Here is a 17,156-nt window from a genome sequence, read left to right on the forward strand (position 1 = left end):
CAGGCGCTGGCTCACTGCCATTAAGTTACTCCTCAGTCGTAAGTTCTCGGTCTAATCGTCGAACAAGACCGCCCCTGACTGAAGGTTAATCAGCCAAGAATACATTATTTAACCGAGTGATTTGAGCAAGGATTCAGACGATCGAAGGCGGGTCGGCCGGTTCCTCCTCCGTGGTACCTTGGAAAGCGTGTCGGATCTGCGCGATGAGACTGTTTGGTGGGAGATCGAGAAGTGGTTTGATCACCTGAGGAGCGAGGACTTGCCGGACTGTTTTCTCCGAGGGCAGGTCGCGGGAACGGGTGCGCAGATAGAACCGATGTTGTTGCCAGACTTCAGGGCCAAAGCGCAGAGCGATCAGCTGCAACAAGCCTTGGGCGACCACGGCGCAGAAGACGAAGACTTCATAGGCTTGCCAACAGGCGGCGACCGTGGGCTGACGCTCAATCACCGGGGCCTTGAGCGACCGATTCCGGGTCGGACGGCGGGCATGGCGTGGTAGGTGTGAAGTCCAGAAGTGAAAACAAAAAGCGCCCAGGAGCTGCTTTAATACCGCGAACAGAATTTCGATGCGGGTGCGGACACAATAGAGTTCCAACGCGGTGATGGGTGAGAGGCTCAGATCGGAGCACATGAGGACCAAAGGGCCGCGCGAGGTGATCGCGAAGATGAACAGGAGGGCGTCGCCGAGGGGCTTCCAGAGTAAGGGGACGCTCATCAACCGCACCCGTTCCCGCTGGCCATAGACGCAACACTCGACCTCGTCAAAACCTTGTGGATAATCAAAAACTTCTATCAGATGGACTTTCTCGCCATAACGGGGTTGTGGTCCGGGCCGGCCGGCCGGCTTCGGGGTCGCCGGAAAATAGGCGACGTAATTTTTCTTGGCCCGGGCCACGATCACCAAATACGGTTGCTTCAAGGCGATGGAATAAACGGATTGGGCCAAGCGAAAGACCCCCGCGATCGAGAAAAAGGCATCCAAGACTAAAAATGCGGGGCCATCCTGATCGATGGTCAACGTCAGGGCCATCTGCACCACCCGCTCGGGCAGGCTCGGGTCCGCGCCCCTTTGGGGTGAAGTCGGTTCCACCTGACCTAAATGGCAAAAGCCTTGATGCATGCGCAGGGCTAAAGGCAAACAAAAACAAGCATCGAGTGCGCCAACCACCACCCCGATCGCGCCCCAGCAGTGCCCGCGGAAGTACGATGGCTTGTGCTGGGTTTCTGAAGCGTCATGTAACGACACGACGCCTGGCATACGCCCCCCATCCTTGACCACCAGCGTATGATCACCCAACAAGACAGCCCGCCCGGCCACCTGGACGGCGACGGCCTGACGCCACACATAACCCTGCCACGTCGCCAACAGGGTCTCTAGATCATAAGCTTTGGAGCGACAGAAATGCAGAAACCGGTGATAGACCGCTTCATTCCCCTGCCAGAACCGGCACATTGACGTCACCCCGATCATTTCCGGGGCGGCGAGAAAGCTCAACACCACCGCGCAGAACAGCAGCCAACTGCGCTGCCGCGCAAAGGCGCTGCGAAAACTTTCTCAAGCATGGTATACATAAATCAGCATGGATTCTCCTCGGGCGACCGGGTTGTTCAGGCGCGGACCGCTGAGGGGAATTCATGCTGCTCTTGAGGAGCGGCCGTCAAGGCTTTTCAGGGAGAGAACTTATGACTGATGAGTAAGTTAAGAGAATCTTTGTTTACAATACCCTCGCCAAAAAAGGAGGAGGGCGGCAGGCTAGGGTGATAGAGTAAAAAGTGACGACCAATCACTTACTCTGTCAGGAGCGAGCCGCCCATGCCGAACATTATGCTGCTATAGTCAAACAGTTTTATGTTAATCGATTATTCAAAAATAAGTATTTGTAATTAATTAAAAATTTATAAATTATCTAAAAAACGGTTTGACTATATTGAGTTGCCTAAGCCAGAGCCTCGATCAAACGAATGTGCGTCGCTTGGCGCGGATTGTCGAAGCGATGTTATCGGTCACCGGTCGGGTGACGATGCTGGGGCTATCACGCTGGAGCGAGCGCGGAAGCAGCTATCGGACGATGCAACGATTATTCAGCACGACGATGGACTAGGCCGAGGTGCATTGGCAGTTGGTCCGCACGCATCTGCTGGGTGAGGACACGGAATGGGGACTGGCCGGTGATGAGGTGGTGGTCACCAAATCGGGGAAACAGACCTATGGACTGGGCCGGTTTTTCAGTTCCTTGTACGGCAAGACGGTGCCAGGGTTGTGTTTTCTGAACCTGTCACTGCTCAATGTGGAACGAGGTTGTTCACATACCCTACGTCTGGAACCGATGGTCAAAGAGGCGACCGACAGCAGTCCCAACGGCAAGAAACCCGGTAAGAAGAAAACCGGCCAGAAGCAGTCAAGCGCGAACCGCACAGCGAGCCCCGCTCAAGGGACGCCCCAAGGGCAGTCGCAATCGCAACCGTCAGGAGGTGACGCTATCGCCTTATTTATTGTTTGTACAGGAAATGATCCGGCAAGTGTTACGCCTGTTAGGTTCCTCGGTTGTGCTACAGTACGTCCTCTATAGTCAAACCGTTTTTAGATAATTTATAAATTTTTAATTAATTACAAATGCTTATTATTGAAAAATCGATTAACATAAAACTGTTTGACTATAGAGCCTGAGCTACGGTGATTTGGCGAGGGTATTGTCTTTTACAGCCTGTTTTTTCTATCCAATATTTAGGAGAGAGTCGCTTATGACCGCAATTCGCGTAGATACTGGACGTGGCTGGGGATGGATCGTCGAAGGCTGGCAATTATTCGCCAAGGCGCCAGGCGTGTGGATCGTTATTCTGCTCATCTACCTGGCGATCAGCGTCGTGTTGTCGCTAATTCCGTTGGTCGGCATGATCGGCCATACCCTACTCAATCCTGTGCTGGCCGGCGGCATGTTGTATGGCGCGGCGGCCCAGGCGCGAGGCGAAAACCTGGAAATCGCCCATCTGTTTCAGGGCTTTCGTGATCAGGAGCGGATGGGGCCATTGATTATGCTCGGCCTGTTCAGCGTCGGTGGCTACATCCTGATGTTCATCGTGTTCATGATCTTCATCGGCGGCGGTCTCGCCACCGGGCTGGCCCTGAACAGCACTGGGGCTAATGTGCCCAACGAGGCGATGGGCGGTATTCTCGCTGGGGTCGGTCTGATGGTCATATTGGTCGTGATCACTATCGGTATTCTGATCGCTATGGCGCTTTTCTATGGCGTTCCATTGGTCATGCTGGGCCGGCAAAACGCTTGGCCTGCGGTGCAAGCCAGCATCGCCGCCTCCTGGATTAATATGTTGCCGTTGCTAGTGTTCGGATTGATCTATATGGTCCTCGGGATCATCGCCGTTATCCCCTTTGGCCTAGGGCTCCTCGTGCTGGGTCCGGTGACCGTTTGCGCCATCTACGCCAGCTATCGGGAAATCTTCGAGGAATCGCCATCGACGACGGGCATCAATCTGGCCAAATAATCTTCGGATGCCTACCGTGCCGCCAGGATCGCCGCCCGCAACCGTTCCAGATCACTATCGCCATCGGTCTTCAAGGGATATTCATCGGGAGCGGGCGGTTCAACAAACTGGAGTTGTCGTTCCAGCACTTCGACATCGGCTTCAGCGGCGTCATCGCCGCGCTCCCGCCGTGCGGCGACCCGTTTGCGCAACGTATCCGCACTAGCGCTGCATTCCAGAAGAATGAACGGTACTCCACGCCGGAACGCTAACCCGCGAAATGGCTCTCGATGGGCGCGTTTGAGAAAAGTCGCGTCGACCAACACCGGATGACCCGCTGTCAGTAACGCATCGGCTAATTCAAATAACCGTTGATAGGTGCGAGCGCTGGCCTCGGAGGTGTACAGCCCTTGACCGAGACTGGAGCGGCTGTCGTCCAGCGGACCCAATCCAAATAACCGCTTGCGCTCGACATCAGCGCGAAGGCGAATGGCGCCCGGCAATACTTCCATTAACTGACCGCTCCGGCGCGATTTCCCGGAACCAGAAACTCCATGCGTGATCAATAGAAACGGCGCTGGCTCCTGGGTCAGCGTCAGCGCTAGGCGCAGATAGTCCTGACAATGTTTGCGGGCGGCAGAGCGATCCGTATCCGGAATTCCCTCCTGACTGGCTTGGATCGCGTTGACTTTCGCTCGCACCATCGCCCGGTAAACCTGGTAATAGGTCAGTAGCGCCATACCGGCAAAATCGCCGCTGTATTCCAGCCAGGTATTGAGTACGCGCTGTGCAAAGCGGCCAACGCCGCGCGCTTGTAAATCCATGGTCAGAAAGGCCAAATCATTGATGACATCAATCCAGCGCAGCGCGTCATTAAATTCAATACAATCGAATATCGTCACCTGACCATCATCCGTCAGAATCATGTTGCCCAGATGCAAATCGCCATGACCTTCACGAATCCAGCCACCGGCCTTGCGCTCTATCAACCGGCCTCGCAAGCGCTCGGAAGTGTCCAGCGTCCAATGTTCTACCTCGGCCAAAATCGCCAGATCGTCCACGTCATTCAACCGGGGCCGAATCACGGTAAAATCATCCAGCATTGGCTGAAGAACCTGATCCGGCTCGCCAAACGACGTACCGGAATCAGCAACGGGAATCGTCTGATGAAAGCGGGCCAACTGGCGAGCCAACCCCTCAAAATGGCGGGATTCCAGCCGGCCCGCAGTCAACGCCCGATCCAGCAACGCCTCCTGAAAAAAGCGGCGCATCCGCACCGCATACTCGATGGCTGGCTCCGCTCCAAATATCGGATGGGTTACATCGCCGCCAATCGCCAGACAATCCAGGTACAAATCTGGCGCCAACCGTCTGTTCAGGCGCAGTTCCTGTTGGCAGTAATAATAACGTTGTTCCAGACGGGTAAAATCCAGAAAACCCAGATTAACCGGTTTTTTGATCTTGTAGGCATAATCACCGGCCAGCAGGAGATGGGAAATATGCGTCTGCAAATGTTCGACCGTGGTTGCCGGATGCGGATAACCGTTTGGTCGCAGCAGCGCCGTGATCAACGTCGACTGATCAAAGGGTTTATCAAGGGAAGACACTCGCCGGACTCCAGGATGGTCGTGAAAACTGAAACTTTGGTATTAAGACAGAATGACCGGCGTCCGCCAAGCGGATGGGCCGTAATCGTTGACGCTGGAATGGAATAAAGATGATTAAAGCTCGATCTGTGCGTAAGTTGGGCGCATTGCCGCTTCATGTAGTCCGCGCCCTGCTGTCGCTGATTTTTTCGCTGTTTTTAGGCAGTGTGTTGCTCGGAGCGCTGGGTCTGGGTCTATACATGCTGTACCTGGATTCGGTGATTCGCACCGAATTCGATGGGAAGCGCTGGGCCATGCCCGCCCGGGTGTATGCCCGGCCACTGGAACTGTTCGAGAGCATGTCGCTGAGCGCCGATGATTTTGCTCAGGAACTCAAGTTGCTTGGTTACCGCGATGTGAATTGTCCGGAAGCGCCGCCCGAACCGGTCGAGAAGAACAAACGCCGATTCAAACGCAAAGCGCCTCCCACGCCTGTTCAGGACTGTACGCCGCCATCGAACGGTGGTGAATCTCCCACTACCCCTGGAACCTACGCGCGTCGAGGTGAAATCTTCGAGGTGGCAACCCGGGATTTTACCTTCTGGGACGGTACCGAACCCACTCGCAAGGTGCGACTCACCTTCGCCGGAAATATTCTGGCTGAACTGGCCAGTCTGGACAGCCAGGATACACCTGGATTGCTGCGGATGGATCCCCCGGAAATCGCCGGTATCTATCCTTCTCATTACGAAGACCGCATTCTGGTCAAAGCTCAGGATCTGCCGCCTGCCCTAGTGGATACCCTGATGGCGGTTGAGGACCGTTCATTCTTCGAGCACGCTGGCATCAACCCCAAGGGTATTTTCCGGGCGCTGTTAGCGAATTTGCGGGCTGGACGCACTGTGCAGGGCGGTAGCACCCTGACCCAGCAATTGGTCAAAAACCTGTTTCTCAGCAACGAGCGAACCTTCAAGCGCAAGATCAATGAGATGCTGATGGCGATCCTGATCGATGCGCGTTATAGCAAGGATGAAATTCTCGAGGCTTACAGCAATGCGATTTATCTCGGTCAGGACGGTAGTCGAGCAATCCACGGCTTTGGTTTGGCCAGCCAATTTTACTTTGGCAAACCGCTTGGAGAATTGGACCTGCACCAGATCGCCCTGTTGGTGGGAATGATTAAAGGTCCGTCGCTTTACGATCCACGCAAACATCCCGAGCGCGCCAGGGAGCGCCGGACCCTGGTGTTGGAAGTTATGGTTGAGCAGAACCTGATCAGCGCTGAGGACGCCACGCTTGCCAACAATATGTCGCTGGATGTGTTGCCCAAGACCGCCAGTGGCATTACCGCTTATCCCGCCTTCCTCGAACTGGTGCAACGCCAATTACGTCAGTACTACAAGCCGGACGATCTGTTATCCGAAGGTCTGCACGTGTTTACAACCTTGGATCCTCGCGTTCAGGCGGTGGCGGAAAACACCATCGCCAACAAACTGGCGGGGCTTGAAAAAAGCCAACGCCGAGCGCGGCCCTTACAGGGCGCTGCGGTGGTAACCGATACCCAGACGGGAGAGGTCCTGGCGATGGTTGGGGACCGAGAGCCAAAGAGGCTGGGGTTCAATCGAGCGCTTGACGCCAAGCGGTTGGCGGGTTCGCTGGTCAAACCGATCGTCTATCTGACGGCGTTGGAACAACCGGATCGTTATACTCTGATGACCCGGCTTAACGATAGCCCGCTGGTCTATACCTCGGGCGGTCAGCGCTGGGCGCCGGCTAATTACGATCATCGTTATCATGGCCGTGTCGTTCTACGAGATGCGCTGGCGCGTTCTTACAATATTCCTGCGGTGCGGGTTGGCCTGGACATGGATGTCATTAATGTAGTGGAAATGTTGCGGCGACTGGGATTTGAACGAGATCTGAAACCCTATCCCTCGTTACTGCTAGGTGCGTTCGGAGCCTCGCCGTTCGAAATTGCCCAGGTCTATGCGGGCATCGCCAGCGGCGGCTTCCGCATTCCCCTGCGGGCAATTCGTGAAGTGACCGATTCTGCTGGACAATCGCTACAGCACTACAGTCTGGATGTAGAAAAAGCGGTCGATCCGGGACCCGCTTATCTGATTACCCACGCCATGCAACGGGTGGTTAAAGCAGGCACTGCCAGCGCAGCCAAGAGCAAGCTGTCACCGGATCTGAACCTGGCCGGCAAGACCGGCACCACGGATGACTATCGGGACAGTTGGTTTGCGGGTTTCAGCGGCAACCGCTTAGCGGTGGTCTGGGTTGGGCGCGATGACAATAAACCGACGGGACTCAGTGGCTCCAGTGGCGCGTTGCGCGTCTGGATTGACCTGATGGCCGATTTATACCTGGAACCGCTGGATGCGCCGCCGCCAGCGGATGTCGAAGAAATCCGTGTGGATCCGCGGAGCGGATTGCGGCTTGGATCCGGTTGTGGACGCGGCCAGCCGGTGCCGTTCCTGATCGGATCCGGCCCCAAACGATCCAGTTCCTGTAGCAGCGGCGCTGCCACGCGCCGTGTTAAAAAGCCGGCTGAACCAGACCCATCAGCGGATAGTGATGGCGGAATGAGCGACTTTTTCAGACGATTAATGGAGTAGGTCAGCGTTTCCGCCACATAGCCGGATCGCACCCTCGAATTCCCGGTCGCGTCGGCCATATAGAGGCTTCAGGCATCAGGCATCAGTTACAGATCACTGCTATCACAGAAAAAACCGCACATCGCCCATAACATCGTCACCGGCATCCTGGGCGGTAGTTTGACGGTGTCCAGCGAAGAAGGCCAGGGTTGTGAATTCGCGATGTTGCTGCCCAAACAAGCGCCGCACACTGCGCAAAGCGCCCTGCCCGATTAAACCCACATTTCGCAAGCCATCCGCTGGCCGGTTGCGGTATGCTTGCGTCATGAACCTGACCGATGCCCTGCTTCCCGCCGACCTTCTCTTTTTCGCCAACTTCGTCTGGCTGGCGATTGGCGTTTACGCCGTGCGCGCCGCGCCCTGGCGCGCATTACTAGCCAACCCCGGACTTCAGCATGTTTTTCTGGGCGCGTCGGTAGCCTTGTTCCTGATGTGGATTTTTGAGGCTGGCGTGCGTCCAGCGCTGGGTTTTCACCTACTGGGCGTGACAGTTTATACTCTGATGTTCGGCTGGTCGCTGGGAGTCATTGGCGCCAGCCTGATCATGCTGGCGGTGACGGTCACGAACGGCGATTGGGCGGCGTTCGCGGCAAACGCCCTGTTGCTTGGCGCATTGCCAGTCTCGATCAGTTATGGCGTGTATGCTCTGGTGGATCGCTATCTGCCCCGGCATCTTTTCATCTATATTTTTCTGTGCGCCTTCTTCAACGCCATGCTGGCTGCCGGTGTGACGGTCGGGGCGTTGGTCGCCCTGCTCGTCGTCACCGAAACCTATACCTTTGCCCGCATCAGCAGCGAGTATCTGCCCTTTCTGCCGCTCTATCTGTTCCCGGAGGGTCTCATCAACGGTATGGTCATCACAGTATTAGTGGGACTACGGCCAGACTGGCTGAAAACTTATGATGATGAACGGTATTTGAAATCTTGAATGGCGCGGATGACAAACGAGGCTTTGATTAAGCGTGTTCGGAAAACTGTTTGGCGGAACTTTTGGCTTTATGGTCGGCGGGCCGCTGGGCGCATTGCTGGGCGCGGCGGTTGGTCATAATTTTGATCAGGCCCAATGGAAAACCGCTGCATCGTCAACGTCCGAAACTTCAAGCCACGATCAGGCGCGGAACGTGTTCAACGCCACGGCATTCCAGATCATGGGCCATATAGCCAAAGCCGATGGCCGGGTTTCGGAACGCGAAATCGGCGCGGTGCGCGCAATCATGGATCATTTGCGATTAAACGCCACGCAACGCCAGGCGGCGATGGAAGGTTTTACCGCGGGCAAGCAACCGGAATTTTCGGTGGAAACGGCGATTGAGACGTTCCAGCGCGCCTGTCGCGCTTATCCGGCGATGCTGCAACAATTGTTGGAATTACTGTTGAATGTAGCCTATGCCGATGGCGGGCTGCATCCTCAGACCCATGCGCGTCTATCAGCAGTGGCTGAACGCCTGGGTATTCACCGTTTGCAATTTGAAACCCTGCATACCCTGTTTCGCGCGCAGCGCTGGGCGCATGAGTCTAGCCAGAGCGGATTTGGCGGCGCCGGGACTGGCGGGCAACGCGAACGCCGGGCGCATGGTCAACGGCCAACTACTGCGGTCAACTCATTGAACCATGCCTATAGCCTACTTGGCCTGAAGCGCGAAGCCAGTCCCGAAGAAATCAAGCTGGCCTATCGCCGCCTAATCCGGCAACACCATCCTGACAAACTGGCGTCCAGTGGCGTTTCACCGGCAGAGATGGCGCGCGCCACCGAACGAACTCGGGAAATCACCGCTGCATACGAGTGCATTCGAGAAGCGCGAGGATTTTAGAGGCTGTATTTCTGTACATGACAAAAATTATTTGTTTCTATATTTATAGGGATGATTTAATGAAGTGACTCCATAGGAAATCACTATGTCCATTCGTGATTGGCCCGATGACGAACGTCCTCGGGAGAAGTTACTGCAACGGGGCGCCGCCGCACTTTCTGATGCTGAACTACTGGCGATTTTTCTACGGGTCGGCGTACCCGGCCGTAGCGCGGTGGATCTAGCACGCGACATGCTTAAGCAACATGGCGGTCTTCGCCAGCTGCTGGAACTGGATCAGGCCGCATTCTGCGCAACCCCTGGATTGGGACCCGCCAAGTTCACGCAATTGCAAGCCGTATTGGAGTTGGCTCGCCGCCACCTGGAAGATACCCTGCAACGAACCGACGCCATTCAAAGCGTGGCTGATACCCGACGCTATCTGATGGCGAAGATGCGCCATCACCCGCACGAAGTTTTTTCCTGCCTGTTTCTGGATAACAAGCACCGGGTCATTCAGTATGAAGAGCTGTTTTTCGGAACCATTGACAGTTCCGCCGTGCATCCCCGTCAGGTGGTGAAACGCGCTTTGCACCATAACGCCGCCGCAGTAATCGCGGCTCACAACCATCCTTCCGGGATCGCCGAACCGAGCCGGGCCGATGAGGCGATTACTTTGAGATTGAAAGACGCCCTGGCTACAGTTGATGTCCGCTTGTTGGACCATGTAGTGGTCGGCGATGGACAGGCCGTATCGCTGGCGGAGCGGGGGGTGTTATAGCTTCCGCTCGACTCGTCGGGTGAGCAGAATCAATCTGTTATTTTTCGCGCAATTTCTCAATAGAAGAATTGACCCCCAGTCGGCTCAAATCCAGCGCTGGAGGTCAGTTCTACATCGCATTTCATGAAAAACCCATCAGAAATTTTTCGACAGCCTATCAAAACAGTTTGCCGAGCAACATGTACATCGACGTATTGCCTCCCTCGGCGTAACCACCCGCGAAATAAAAGGGACCCAGTGGGGTATCCACGCCCAGGAACAGACTGCCCGCCGGAATCAATGAATCAAAGTCGATATCCCGATACTTATTCCACACGCCGCCGACTTCCAGCGATCCGCCCGCATAGAGCGGTATGGTAAACGCTGAGGAAGCGCTATCCAGCCGGTACATAAAAATCACCTCGCCAAGCGCAGCGTATTCGCCAGACAGGTGAGCGGGTTGATAACCGGACAGATTCAGAAAACCGCCCAACAGAAACAAATTCTGAATGTCCATGTCGCCCGCCAGCCGTCCGGCTAGATAGATGCGGGGAATGATCGAATACTTGCCCCAAGTGTAGGCGTGGGTATAGTTCAAGCGCAGAGTGCTGAGATTCTGGTCGGCGCCGAGAGCGGTCAGCGAATCGCGAAAAGTCAGGTCAGCAGCATAACCTGAATTGGGGAAACCAATGTTGTCGAGCGTATCTGCTTCCCAGCGCAGCGAGTAACCCGCATCGTCAAACTGTCCCTCATAGTCGGAAGGCTGACCCAGACGCAGATCGTTGCGACCCCGAGCATAGTGCAATCCCAGGGACAAGCGTCCCCAATGCTTCAGGTTGCGGCCAATGCTGAGGCCCACTTCATTGCGATAGATCCGGAAACTGCTGCTTTCTCCATAGATGCCATTAAACAAATCCAGATTGTACTGCTCATAACGCAAATAGGGATCGATGAAATATCCCTGATCGGCGTCCAACGGCTGATAGAAATCGCTGAACAGGGCGATATTGCTGCCTAGTTGGATGAAATTGCGCCATTGACCGCCCAGGTCGTTGAGTTCCGACATCATGTAGGCGGCGCTGATATCAAATGTCGAATCGCCCTTGAGATTGGCGCCGAGAAACAACCCGAGCTGCAACGTATCCGTGCCGATATCCTTGGGTACAACTTCGACAACCAGGCCGGTTTGACTGTGCTCTTTAACCAGCGTGTAGTTAACCCGCTGGAAGTCGCCCATACCATAAATTTCGTTCAGGTTGCGATTGAGCTTCTGTGGATCAAGCCGGTCGCCAGGCTTAATCTGCAATTGTTGCTCAATCACTTGATCGGACAGTCGAGAGCCGTTATTAATGCGAATAAAATCGATGACTGGTTGATCGGAACCTGGCACCGGCGGCAGGGTGGCGAGGTAAGCCCGATAACCGTCTGGAGAGAGAGATAATCGGTTTAGATCGCTTCTTTTGCCCTGGGCAGCGATATAACCGAAGCGGAAGGCATCCGAGAAACGATCAAAATCGATGCTGGACACATCCTGAAGATCCGGCGTGATCAAGATATCCTTCTTTCCCAAGGTCTTGACCTGTTCTATGACATTACGCACGGTCAGGATGGTAGTGAGTTGATTGGTGACCGACAAGACGGAATTCAGTTCACTCGCCGACGCCAGAGGCGCGCCGACATCCACGGCAATAACGACATCGGGACGGCAGAGTTTTCGGACAACGTCGATGGGCAGATTGTTGGAAACACCGCCATCCACCAGGATTTTTCCATCCAGCTCCACCGGCGCCAGGGCGCTGGGGATGGACATACTCGCACGCATCGCCTTCGCCAGTTCGCCAGAACCGAGTACAACCGGTTCGCCGGTCACCAAATCGGTAGCGACTGCCCGATAGGGAATGCGCAGCTGATCGAAATCATGAATGCTCGCCGCCGGTAGCGACAGCTCTTCCAGCAACAGCAACAAATTTTGACCTTCAAGCAGACCTTTGGGCAAGGTGACGCCTTTAGCATTCAAACCTACAGTGGCGTCAATCAGCACCCGCTGCTCCTGTTTCGTGCGAAAAGGCAGATCCGCGCGCGGCGGACCATCCTTGAAGACTTCCGGCCAGTCGATCTGCGAGAGCGTCTCCTCCATCTGCTCGGGCGTCATGCCTGATGCATACAACCCACCGATGATCGAACCCATGCTTGTGCCGGCGATACAATCAATCGGAACGCGCATCTCCTCCAGGGTCTTGAGCACGCCGACATGGGCTATGCCGCGAGCGCCGCCGCCACCCAGCACCAGCCCAATGTGCAGACGGTCCTTGGCAGCTTCGGCGGTTGCGACAATATTTGGAATCGGCGCAATGCCAAATCCCAGCAATAAAATGATTACCCAGGGCAATCGGTGAAGGAATAAACTTAAACTGGACATGGGAAGCAACCGCGATGGGCGAAGGTTTGACGGGATATTCAGCGAAAATTCAGACAGTGTATGCCAAATTTCAATGGCAATATGAAGTAATAGGAGACGGTCATGACTGATCAAGAAAACGATTTCTTACCGAATGAAGCCGAAATTGTAGAGCCGGAACTTCGTGAACGCCGAAATTTTCTCGTAGGTCTGGGTAAATGGTCAAAGGCAGTGATCGGCGGCGTGTTGCTGGGTGGGTTACTCGCCCCTGGGCGTGACGCTGAAGCCGTAGGCTGGGCGAATCGCGATGGTGGCAAGGGCAGTTGGGTGAACTTCCCAGGCGGCTGGGGTTGGGGTCCCGGCTGGTATAACCGGCGACCGGGCGGCTGGTATAACCGGCGACCGGGCGGCTGGTATAACCGGCGACCGGGCGGCTGGTACAACCGGCGACCGGGCTGGTATAACGGCCCCGGCTGGGGCGGCAGTTGGTTCAATCGCTAACTCATGCCTATGAATGAATTCATCCATAATATTCCACTGCATTGTCTGCCGCTTGGCTCAAAGGAACAGATCATCGTCCGCACCCATGAACCGGCGGCGCTTCCTGCTGCTTTAGCGAGCGAGAATCCTGAACGGGTCATCGCGGTGCAACTACTCTCGTTAGCCGCTGATTCCGAATCTCTGAACGCCTGGGCGCCGGGTTTGCCGGTAGAACTGGTCATGGCGGATCCGGCTACCGAATTTCCCCTGTTGTACCGCCACACTCCGTTGCTGGACCAGCACCCGGTGCGCGTGGTTGTCCCCGTTCGACCCGGATTCTTTAACGCGGTTAAAACAGCAGTGGCGCTGGATTTCGCAGTGCAACTGGACGTGGGGCAGCCTGATCCGGCGTTGATTGAAGAGCTGGCGGCAGTGTTAAAATTTTATCTTCACCAATCGACGGTAGCGCAACCGATTGAGTATTTTCAGGGAGCGCTGCTCGGCTTTTACCACGAAGAACCGGTGCCGTTATGGGCTATTCTCGATGAAGATCCCCAGTGGCTGCGCTATGTTGCCAATGATGGCGCAGAGTCGCTGAACGGACGGCTGGCCGGAGCCGGGATCAAGACATTGGCACCCGAGGTCGAGTTGGATGTTTGGATCGAGCAGGTTCTGGCGACACACGAGGAATGCCGTAACTGCGCGTTTCTCCGCCATTGTGGCGGCTACTTCAAGTGGCCGCGCCGGGATTATGATTGCACCGGAGTTAAACGGTTGTTCAGTGAATTACGAGAGGCTGCTAGCGAGTTGCGCCGCGATATCGAAGCAGCTCCGGTTTCGGAATAGCAGCGGTCAAATGGTGATCAATTATCAGTGGTCACTCTTGAGTTGGGTTACAACGAGCTACCATCGACCGATGATCTCCGCCACTGTGCCAGTTCTCGGCGCAGCACCTTGCCGTTAGCGGTGCGCGGCAGCGCATCGGTGAAAATAATCTCACGGGGACATTTATAGGCGGCTAAATGTTCATGGGCGTAGTTCAGCAACGGTGCGGCATCCAGCCCATCCGGCTCATCGGGATCACGCGGCACAACAAAAGCCGCGATCACGCTGACCTGCTCGCGCACCCGCAATTCGGTCACCGCGACCTCTAAAACCGCCGGATGCTGGCTCAGGCAATGCTCCACTTCCAACGGCGACACCCGGTAACCCATCGCATTCATGACATCATCGTTGCGCCCGTGATAGAACATGCAACCGTCCGCATCGAAATGCGCCAGATCACCGCCGATGAACCAGTCGCCCCGGTATACCAACGCTTCCTCGTCCGGTCGATTCCAGTAACCGAGCATCAAGCCTGGATCGCTGCGATGCACCGCCAGCAGACCCATTTCGCCGGGCAACAGTGGTTCATCACCCGCTTCTCGATCGACGGGCAACGCCGCAACGCAACGACCGGGTTGGACTTTGCCCGGACTGCCCGGCCTAACCGGTGCTTGCGGCGATGAGGAGATATAGGTGGAACACTCACTCATGCCCAGTGCCTCGTACAGTTCTTTACCGGTTACCGCCCGCCACTGTTCCAGCAGCGCTACGCTCAGCGCCTCGCCCGCGGTCAACCCATGGCGCAAGCTAAACAAGTTAAAGGTGTGCAAATCATTGTATTTCAAAATTTGCCGATACAACCCTGGCACGGCGGCAAACAGGGTCGCCTGGAACTGCTCCATTAACACCGGCCAGACCGTGACATCACGCGGTCCGTTGTACAGCACCGTTGTCGCTCCATTCGCCCAGGGATCGGTCAGACCTACCCCCAGGGTATAAGTCCAGTTAAACGCCCCGGCATGGAGCATCACATCATTCGAGCGGATGCCATACCAGCCTTGGTACATAGGCCGCCGTCCCCAAGCGGAACGCTGGGCGTGCAATACCCCTTTGGGCTGGCCGGTGGTGCCAGAGGTATAGATCAGAAAAGCGGGATCATCGGTGGCAGTGTCTGCATAATCTACGGGTTCGCCCGTGCGCAACGCCGCGATGTCCGCGGGGTGCAGAACCCGAACTCCGGGCGGCGGCGTAATTGCCAGTTCATCCGACACGGCCAGTAATTGAGCGCCAGAATCCGCCAGCAGGAAATCCGCTTCCTCTTCAGTTAATTGCGCGGAGGAGGGTAACGGTACACAACCAGCGGCGATGGAGCCGAAAAACAACAAAGCATAATCGCTGGTGTTGCCCATGCGAATCATGACCCGCGCGCCCGGCTCCAGACCCAGACCATGCAACCCCGCGGCGGTTCGCCGCACTGCATCGTCCAGTTGCCGATACGTCCAGCACTCCGCTTCAACCACCGGCGCATGGGCATCGGACACCACGATGAGCGCCACCTTATCCGGGGTCACCTGCACCGCCGCCTCCAGACAGTACCGCGCCATGTTGAACCGCGTGGGCGGTAATTTGCCGGTATAACCCCGTCGACTTTTCACCTCTCCTCCTCGCCTTTCACCTTTCGCCTTCATCCTTCGTTTTATTTCCAGAAATCCGGATGGAACAATAACAACACCGGGAACACCTCCAACCGACCGACGATCATGGACACGGTCAACAACACAGTCGCGGTGTCGCTGATTGAACTGAAATTCGACGCGGTGCCTCCAAGCCCGACTCCCATGTTATTCAGCCCCGCTGCTGCGGTGCCAAATGCTGTCACCAGATCCAGGCCCGTCCCCACTAGCGCCAGCGACAGGGCGCAGTAGCAGAAAATATAGAGATAGTAAAATCCCCACACTGCCTGCATGACCCGATCAGGAATCGGGCGATTACCCAATTTGACGGCGATTTGCGCGGTGGGGCGAATCAGCAACCGGATCTCGCGCACACTCTGTTTATACAACAATAGAAAACGGATTGCCTTGATGCCGCCGCAGGTCGATCCAACGCAACCGCCGAAAAAGCTGCCCAACAGCAATAACAAGGCAACGAAAAACGGCCAGTCCGAATAGCTAGCCGTTGTATGACCATTGCTGGTCACAATGGAAAGACTCTGGAAAAAGCCATGATGAAGCGACTCCCACAGCGGAAATGCGCCGCTGAAATAGAGGTACGCGCAAGTAACCGCGACAATTCCGCCGATCACGGCCAGGAAAAACCGAAACTCCGCGTCCTGAAACACGACCCGCAGGCTACCGGCGCGCAAGGCCATAAAGTACAGCGCGAAATTAACTGCGGCGATCAAGGTGAAGATTCCCGAGATCAGTTCAATATTCAGGCTGTGGAAATAGCCGATACTGTCATCGTGGGTGGAAAATCCGCCAAGCGCCAAAGTGGAAAAGCTGTGACAAACCGCATCAAACAAGCTCATACCGGCCGCCCAAAACGACAGCGCACAGGCTACATTCAAACCGAAGTAGATCACCCAGAGGTTCTTGGCGGTCTCGGTGATGCGCGGCGTCAGTTTCTCATCTTTCATCGGCCCCGGCGTCTCCGCCTTGTAGAGTTGCATCCCGCCCACCCCCAGCATGGGCAGCAAGGCGACTGCTAATACCACTACCCCCATGCCGCCAAGCAGATTCAGTTGCGCCCGATAGTACAAAATAGCTTTGGGCAACGCATCGAGACCGGAAAGAATGGTGGCGCCCGTCGTCGTCAAACCGGAAGCGGTTTCAAACACCGCGTCCACCAGACGCATGTGTGGATGTTCAGCCAACATGAACGGTATCGCGCCCAGGAAGGACAGCAACACCCAAAACGCAACGACCACCACAAAACCATCCCGGTTGCGCAGGTCTGCTTTGAGCCGGCACACCGGCAACCAACAGAGTAGCCCGAATCCCAGGGTTGCCCCGAGAGTTTCCGCAAAAGGGGTGACTACGTCATAGCCGTCATACCACCAGGCGACCGCAATGGGCGGCAGCATGGTGGCGCTGAACAAAATCATCAACAACCCTACCATGTATAACGCGGTTTTGAATGGCGCGCGTCGCTGCAAGGTTTGCTGCGTCTTCCAAC

Annotated in this window: 15 protein-coding genes; 9 read left to right on the forward strand and 6 right to left on the reverse strand. The window is 55.8% G+C overall.

All coding sequences use genetic code 11. The features are described from left to right. Positions 1-133 precede the first annotated feature (133 nt). Positions 134-1,498 (reverse strand): transposase, encoded by a 1,365-nt coding sequence (locus H6973_15355; protein MCP5126964.1) that lies wholly within the window; start codon positions 1,496-1,498, stop codon positions 134-136. A 430-nt stretch (positions 1,499-1,928) separates the two neighbouring features. On the opposite strand from H6973_15355, the gene H6973_15360 reads away from it, so the two are divergent. The 3 genes from H6973_15360 (at position 1,929) to H6973_15370 (ending at position 3,501) form a co-directional block, all read left to right on the forward strand. Continuing rightward, positions 1,929-2,102, forward strand: coding sequence for a transposase (locus tag H6973_15360; GenBank protein MCP5126965.1), 174 nt, complete (start codon positions 1,929-1,931; stop codon positions 2,100-2,102). Between the two features lie 6 nt (positions 2,103-2,108). Next, complete coding sequence (locus tag H6973_15365; GenBank protein ID MCP5126966.1) at positions 2,109-2,570, forward strand: transposase; 462 nt, start codon at positions 2,109-2,111, stop codon at positions 2,568-2,570. 172 nt (positions 2,571-2,742) lie between these two features. Further along, positions 2,743-3,501: a hypothetical protein gene (locus H6973_15370; GenBank protein MCP5126967.1), complete on the forward strand. Its 759-nt coding sequence runs from the start codon at positions 2,743-2,745 to the stop codon at positions 3,499-3,501. Positions 3,502-3,512: 11 nt separating this feature from the next. Here the strand turns inward: H6973_15370 and H6973_15375 are convergent, their stop codons facing one another. Beyond that, positions 3,513-5,087 (reverse strand): AAA family ATPase, encoded by a 1,575-nt coding sequence (locus H6973_15375; protein ID MCP5126968.1) that lies wholly within the window; start codon positions 5,085-5,087, stop codon positions 3,513-3,515. A gap of 110 nt (positions 5,088-5,197) precedes the next feature. On the opposite strand from H6973_15375, the gene mrcB reads away from it, so the two are divergent. Next, positions 5,198-7,687 carry a penicillin-binding protein 1B gene (mrcB, locus tag H6973_15380; GenBank protein MCP5126969.1) on the forward strand — a complete coding sequence of 830 codons (2,490 nt, stop codon included), beginning with the start codon at positions 5,198-5,200 and terminating at the stop codon, positions 7,685-7,687. Between the two features lie 102 nt (positions 7,688-7,789). On the opposite strand, the gene H6973_15385 is transcribed toward mrcB, so the two are convergent. Beyond that, positions 7,790-7,993, reverse strand: a complete 204-nt coding sequence (locus H6973_15385; protein MCP5126970.1) for a hypothetical protein — start codon at positions 7,991-7,993, stop codon at positions 7,790-7,792. Between H6973_15385 and H6973_15390 the strand changes: the two genes are divergently transcribed. The 3 genes from H6973_15390 to radC all read left to right on the forward strand — a co-directional run bounded on the left by H6973_15390 (position 7,992) and on the right by radC (position 10,297). Then, a complete protein-coding gene (locus tag H6973_15390) occupies positions 7,992-8,654 on the forward strand; it encodes an energy-coupling factor ABC transporter permease (GenBank protein ID MCP5126971.1) in 663 nt (220 codons plus the stop codon). The genes H6973_15385 and H6973_15390 overlap by 2 nt on opposite strands. 34 nt (positions 8,655-8,688) lie before the next feature. Further along, on the forward strand, positions 8,689-9,537 hold the full coding sequence (djlA, locus tag H6973_15395; protein MCP5126972.1) for a co-chaperone DjlA: 849 nt from the start codon (positions 8,689-8,691) through the stop codon (positions 9,535-9,537). A gap of 85 nt (positions 9,538-9,622) precedes the next feature. Then, positions 9,623-10,297, forward strand: coding sequence for a DNA repair protein RadC (gene radC / locus H6973_15400; GenBank protein MCP5126973.1), 675 nt, complete (start codon positions 9,623-9,625; stop codon positions 10,295-10,297). 157 nt (positions 10,298-10,454) lie between these two features. Here radC and H6973_15405 read toward each other — a convergent pair whose 3' ends face one another. Continuing rightward, positions 10,455-12,695, reverse strand: coding sequence for a patatin-like phospholipase family protein (locus H6973_15405; protein ID MCP5126974.1), 2,241 nt, complete (start codon positions 12,693-12,695; stop codon positions 10,455-10,457). A 144-nt stretch (positions 12,696-12,839) separates the two neighbouring features. Here H6973_15405 and H6973_15410 point away from each other — a divergent pair, with 144 nt between their 5' ends. Continuing rightward, positions 12,840-13,175 carry a hypothetical protein gene (locus tag H6973_15410; protein ID MCP5126975.1) on the forward strand — a complete coding sequence of 112 codons (336 nt, stop codon included), beginning with the start codon at positions 12,840-12,842 and terminating at the stop codon, positions 13,173-13,175. A gap of 9 nt (positions 13,176-13,184) precedes the next feature. Continuing rightward, positions 13,185-14,000, forward strand: coding sequence for a hypothetical protein (locus H6973_15415; protein ID MCP5126976.1), 816 nt, complete (start codon positions 13,185-13,187; stop codon positions 13,998-14,000). A gap of 47 nt (positions 14,001-14,047) precedes the next feature. Here the strand turns inward: H6973_15415 and H6973_15420 are convergent, their stop codons facing one another. Both H6973_15420 and H6973_15425 read right to left on the reverse strand, forming a co-directional pair. Then, positions 14,048-15,667, reverse strand: a complete 1,620-nt coding sequence (locus H6973_15420) for an acyl--CoA ligase (GenBank protein ID MCP5126977.1) — start codon at positions 15,665-15,667, stop codon at positions 14,048-14,050. 8 nt (positions 15,668-15,675) lie between these two features. Beyond that, positions 15,676-17,100 carry a potassium transporter gene (locus tag H6973_15425; GenBank protein ID MCP5126978.1) on the reverse strand — a complete coding sequence of 475 codons (1,425 nt, stop codon included), beginning with the start codon at positions 17,098-17,100 and terminating at the stop codon, positions 15,676-15,678. Positions 17,101-17,156: the final 56 nt, after the last annotated feature.

It is taken from the genome of Gammaproteobacteria bacterium (assembly GCA_024235095.1).
GTDB lineage: Bacteria > Pseudomonadota > Gammaproteobacteria > Competibacterales > Competibacteraceae > UBA2383.

Coding starts and splice junctions, on each gene's coding strand:
- H6973_15420 (MCP5126977.1), bottom strand. CDS start 15,667: ATGAAGGCGAAAGGTGAAAGGCGAGGAGGAGAGGTGAAAAGTCGACGG.
- H6973_15385 (MCP5126970.1), bottom strand. CDS start 7,993: ATGACGCAAGCATACCGCAACCGGCCAGCGGATGGCTTGCGAAATGTG.
- H6973_15370 (MCP5126967.1), top strand. CDS start 2,743: ATGACCGCAATTCGCGTAGATACTGGACGTGGCTGGGGATGGATCGTC.
- mrcB (MCP5126969.1), top strand. CDS start 5,198: ATGATTAAAGCTCGATCTGTGCGTAAGTTGGGCGCATTGCCGCTTCAT.
- H6973_15425 (MCP5126978.1), bottom strand. CDS start 17,100: ATGGTAGGGTTGTTGATGATTTTGTTCAGCGCCACCATGCTGCCGCCC.
- H6973_15390 (MCP5126971.1), top strand. CDS start 7,992: ATGAACCTGACCGATGCCCTGCTTCCCGCCGACCTTCTCTTTTTCGCC.
- radC (MCP5126973.1), top strand. CDS start 9,623: ATGTCCATTCGTGATTGGCCCGATGACGAACGTCCTCGGGAGAAGTTA.
- H6973_15405 (MCP5126974.1), bottom strand. CDS start 12,695: ATGTCCAGTTTAAGTTTATTCCTTCACCGATTGCCCTGGGTAATCATT.
- H6973_15415 (MCP5126976.1), top strand. CDS start 13,185: ATGAATGAATTCATCCATAATATTCCACTGCATTGTCTGCCGCTTGGC.